4 protein-coding genes are annotated in these 4,593 nt (G+C 74.9%); 2 read left to right on the top strand and 2 right to left on the bottom strand.

The window, feature by feature from the left end; translation table 11 throughout:
* Positions 1-149: 149 nt before the first annotated feature.
* Complete coding sequence (locus SACPADRAFT_RS0212830; RefSeq protein WP_007026609.1) at positions 150-1,799, bottom strand: carbamoyltransferase family protein; 1,650 nt, start codon at positions 1,797-1,799, stop codon at positions 150-152.
* Positions 1,800-1,935: 136 nt separating this feature from the next.
* Complete coding sequence (locus SACPADRAFT_RS0212825; protein WP_007026608.1) at positions 1,936-2,892, bottom strand: NAD-dependent epimerase/dehydratase family protein; 957 nt, start codon at positions 2,890-2,892, stop codon at positions 1,936-1,938.
* 62 nt (positions 2,893-2,954) lie between these two features.
* Here SACPADRAFT_RS0212825 and SACPADRAFT_RS0212820 point away from each other — a divergent pair, with 62 nt between their 5' ends.
* Complete coding sequence (locus tag SACPADRAFT_RS0212820; RefSeq protein ID WP_007026607.1) at positions 2,955-3,824, top strand: polysaccharide pyruvyl transferase family protein; 870 nt, start codon at positions 2,955-2,957, stop codon at positions 3,822-3,824.
* On the top strand, positions 3,821-4,593 hold a 773-nt coding region (locus SACPADRAFT_RS0212815), incomplete at its 3' end, for a glycosyltransferase family 2 protein (RefSeq protein ID WP_028662435.1). The genes SACPADRAFT_RS0212820 and SACPADRAFT_RS0212815, both read left to right, overlap by 4 nt.

Genomic DNA, 4,593 nt, shown 5'->3' with positions numbered 1-4,593 from the left:
CGGGGGCGGGCCCGCCCCCGCGTCGAGACCCCGCAGCAGCGCCGTCAGGCTCGCCCGGCCCGTCGTCGGGATCACCACCGTGTAGCGGACCGGCGTGGCGGCCGGTGTCCCGGAGCTCCGCGCTCGCCCGGGGTCCTGCTGCCGCCCGGTCACGCCGTCCACCCCTGTCGGCTCACGACGAACGGGCCGATCGCGAGCAGATCGACCGGTGCCGAGGCGAAACACTCCAGGGCCTGCTCCGGGTCGTCCACCATCGGCCGCCCCGCGGTGTTCAGGCTGGTGTTGACCACCGTGGGCAGGCCGGTGCGCCGCTCGAACGCGGTGAGCAGGTCGGCCACCAGCGGCTCGGTGGCCGGGTCCACGGTCTGCACCCGGGCGGTGCCGTCGACGTGCGTGACCACGGGGAGGTGCTCGCGCCAGTCGTCGGCGACGTCGTGGACGAACAGCATGTACGGGCTCGGCAGGGGGCCCCGGCCGAAGACCGTGGCGGCGCGGTCGGCGCGCACCATCGGGGCCACCGGGCGGAACTGCTCCCGGCCCTTGACGTCGTTGAGGCGTTCCAGGTTCGCCGCGTACCCCGGGTGGGCCAGCAGCGAGCGGTGTCCGAGGGCGCGCGGGCCGAACTCGGAACGTCCCTGGAACCACGCGACGATCCGGTTGTGCGCCAGGGCCTCGGCCACGGTTTCGGCGAGTTCGGCGCGGTCCGCGCAGCGCCGGTGGGGCACCCGGGCCCGCCGCAGCCGGGCCCCGATCTCGTCGTCGGTGAACCCGCGGCCGAGGTCCGCGCCGTCCATCGGGACGATCGTGTCGCCGAGGTCGGCGGACAGCTGCACGGCCGCGCCGAGCGCCGTGCCCGCGTCCCCGGCGGCGGGCTGCACCCAGATCCGCTCGAACGGCCCCTCGTCGTGCAGCCGCGTGTTCGCGACGCAGTTCAGCGCGGTGCCGCCCGCCAGCGCGAGGTCGGTGTGCCCGGTGCGGGCGTGCAGCCACCGGGCCAGCTCCAGCAGCACCTCCTCGGTGACGCACTGCACGCTCGCGGCGAGGTCGGCGTGCTCCGGCCGGAGCTCGTCGCCGGTGTGGCGCGCGGGCGCGAACCGCTCCCACGGCACCGGGTCGGTGTGGAATCCCCCGTCGCCGGTGGTCCGGATCAGTGCGCGCAGCTCGGGGGCGAACCGGGCGGTGCCGTACGAGGCCAGGGCCATCACCTTGTACTCGTCGCTGGACCGCCGGAAGCCGAGGTGCGCGGTGACCTCCTCGTAGGTGAGCCCGAGCGAGTGCGGCAACGGTTGCCGGGCGAGCTCGACGAACTTGCCGTCGCGGTACTCCCCGGCCAGGGCGGACTCCGCCTCGCCCCGGCCGTCCGAGGTCAGCACGGCACAGTCGGCGAACGGCCCGGCCAGGGCGGCCGAGGCGGCGTGCGCGAGATGGTGCCGGACGAACCGGACACGGCCCGGGTCCAGACCGGGCAGGGCGGTGCCGAGGAACGCGGGCGCCCGTCGGGCGTAGAGGGTGCGCAGCTTCTCCCAGCCGCCCCCGTCCGTGCCGCCGAGACCCTCGTCGACCAGCGTGGGGTCGTAGGAGTAGGCCACCGCGTCGAGGTCACCGGGTTCCAGCCCCGCCTCGTCCAGACACCACCGCGCCGCCCGCTCCGGCAGCTCCCACGCGGAGAACGGCACCGGCGACTTGCCGTGTTTGCGGCGGGTGAAGCGTTCCTCCTCGGCGGCGGCCACGATCCGCCCGTCCACGACGAGCGCCGCCGCCGGGTCGTGGAACACGGCGTTGATCCCGAGCACTCGCACCTGGCCCCACCTCCCGATCGGGTGTGGGTCGCTTCCGCGACCCCTACTGTGCCGCTACCCGGCGAAGCGGCTCTCAAACGGCGCGGGGCCCGGGACCGGCCGCGTCGGACGCCGGGGGAAGCCGCGGATCCGGCGCTCAGGCCGCGGCGGTCCCGACCGCGGCGAACCAGGCGACCGTCCGGCGCAGACCCTCGTCGAGGGAGACCCCGGGTTCCCAGCCGAGCGCGGTGCGGGCGAGGGTGATGTCCGGGCACCGTCGTCGCGGGTCGTCCGGTGCGCCGGGGACGGTGGTCAGCGGCGAGTCGGATCCGGTGTGCCACAGGATCCGCTCGGCGATCGCGCGCACGGTGCGCTCGTGCGGGTCGCCGAGGTTGACCGGACCGGCGATCCGGCTCCGCAGCAGCGCGAGCAGGCCGTCGACCGTGTCGTCGACGTAGCAGATCGACCGGGTCTGCTCCCCACCGCCCGCGACGGTCAGCGGTGTCCCCGCCAGTGCCTGGGTCACGAACGTGGGGACGACGCGGCCGTCGTCGGCGCGCATGCGCGGGCCGTAGGTGTTGAAGATCCGGGCGATGGCGACGTCGGTGCCGTACCGCCCGGCGTGGGCGGTGGTCAGTGCCTCGGCGTAGCGTTTCGCCTCGTCGTACATGCTGCGCGGACCGACCGGGTCGACGTTGCCGCGGTAGGTCTCCGGTTGCGGGTGCCGGTCCGGGTCGCCGTAGACCTCGCTGGTGGAGGCGAGCAGGAATCGCGCGCCGTTGCGAGTGGCCACGTCCAGCGCGCGTTCGGTGCCGAGGGCGCCCGCCCGCAGGGTCTCGATCCCCAGACGGCGGTAGTCGACCGGGGAGGCGGGTGAGGCGAGATGCAGGACCGCGTCCACCGCGCCGAGTTCGGGCAGCGGTTCGGTCACGTCGTGCTCGACGAGCCGGAACCCGACCCGGGAGTCGAGGTCGTCGACGTTGTCCGCCGATCCGGTCGCGAAATTGTCCACACAGGACACACGGTGTCCCTCGTCGAGCAGTCGCCGGCACAGATGTGATCCGAGGAATCCGGCTCCGCCGGTGACGAGTACGTGGTGCCGACCGGTGACCATGGACGGCCGATTACCACCGCCGGTGCGGTGTGAAACGCCGTGACCGGGGTATCAACGCCACCATGCGCGTGCTCGTGACGGGATGGCCGAGTTTTCTCCGCGGTGAGGCCACCGCGGGGGACGTGCTGAGCATGCGCCGGGTTCGGGAGACGCTCGACCGGGCGGGGGTCGCCGCCGACGTCGCCTTCAGTCCGGCCCTGGCCCCGGACGCGGTGCACCTCGACGACACGGACCCGGGCGACTACACCCACCTGGTGTTCGCCTGCGGACCGGTGCACGGCGAACAGGTCGAGTGGTTGCACCGGCGCTACGCCGGGTGCCGGCGCATCGCCGTCGGCGTGTCGGTCGTCGACCCCACCTCCGGGGCCGTCGCGGGGTTCCACCGTGTCCTCGCCCGGGACGGGCTCGGCCCGCCGCAGGCGGACCTCTCGTTCGCCGCGTCGACCGTGCCGACGGCGGTGGTGGGGGTGGCCCTCGCCCCGGGCCAGCACGAGTACGGCGGACGCCGCAGGCACGAGCAGGTGCACAAGGCGCTGCTGACCTGGGTGGCCGGACGCGACGTCGCCCCGGTCCCGCTGGACACGCGGTTGGACACCGCGGACTGGCGGCACTGCGCCACCCCGGACCAGTTCGTCGCGCTGCTGGGGCGGCTGGACGCGGTGCTCACCACGCGGATGCACGGACTGGTGCTCGCACTGCGCGCCGGGGTGCCCGCGATCGCCGTCGACCCCGTCTCCGGCGGCGGCAAGGTGACCGCCCAGGCGCACGCACTCGGCTGGCCCGCGCTCATCGCGGCCGAGCACGTCTGCGCGGAGACGCTGGACCACTGGTGGCGCTGGTGCGTCTCGCCCGCCGCCCACCGGTACTCGGACCGGCCGCCGGGCGGCACGGGCACGCTGGTCGCCGACCTGGTGGGGGAGGTGCTGCGGTGAGGACGTCGGTGGTGATCGCCACCCGTGACCGGGCCCCGGAGCTCGCGCGGACCCTGGACAGGTTGCGGGCGGCGCGGCCGGCGCCGCCGGTGCTCGTCGTGGACAACGGCTCCGGGGACGACACCGCCGAGCGCGTGCGGCGGGACTTCGCCGGGGTGCGGCTGATCCGGAACCCGGAGAACGTCGGCATGGCCGCGCGCAACCTCGGGGTGGAGGCCGCCGACACCCCCTACGTCGCCTTCAGCGACGACGACTCGTGGTGGGAACCCGGCGCGTTGGCACAGGCGGAGGTCCTGTTCGACGCCTACCCGCGGCTGGGTCTGATCGCCGCGACCACCCTCGTGGAACCCGAGCGGCGGCCGGACCCGGTGTGCGGCGTGATGGCGCACAGCCCGCTGGGCACCGCACCGGACCTGCCGGGCCCGCAGGTGCTCGGCTTCCTCGGGTGCTCGGCGATCGTGCGGCGCAGCGCGTTCCTGGACGCGGGCGGGTTCAGCCCGCTGCTGCACTTCGGGGCGGAGGAGAAGCTGCTCGCCTACGACCTCGCCGCACGCGGGTGGGCCCTGTGCTACGTCGACCGGATCACCGCGCACCACCACCCGTCCGCGGTGCGGCCGCCCGGTGCCTGGCGCCGACGCCTCGAACGCCGGAACAACGCACTGATCACCTGGATGCGCCGCCCCGCGGGCGACTGTGTGCGGGCACTCGGGCCGCTGGTGCGCGACCCCGTGGCCGGGGCCGGCGCCCTGCGCAGGCTCCCGTCGGCACT

This window comes from Saccharomonospora iraqiensis subsp. paurometabolica YIM 90007, assembly GCF_000231035.2.
GTDB lineage: Bacteria > Actinomycetota > Actinomycetes > Mycobacteriales > Pseudonocardiaceae > Saccharomonospora > Saccharomonospora paurometabolica.
This window is presented reverse-complemented; position numbering and strand designations above follow the sequence as displayed.

Coding starts and splice junctions, on each gene's coding strand:
- SACPADRAFT_RS0212825 (WP_007026608.1), bottom strand. CDS start 2,892: ATGGTCACCGGTCGGCACCACGTACTCGTCACCGGCGGAGCCGGATTC.
- SACPADRAFT_RS0212820 (WP_007026607.1), top strand. CDS start 2,955: ATGCGCGTGCTCGTGACGGGATGGCCGAGTTTTCTCCGCGGTGAGGCC.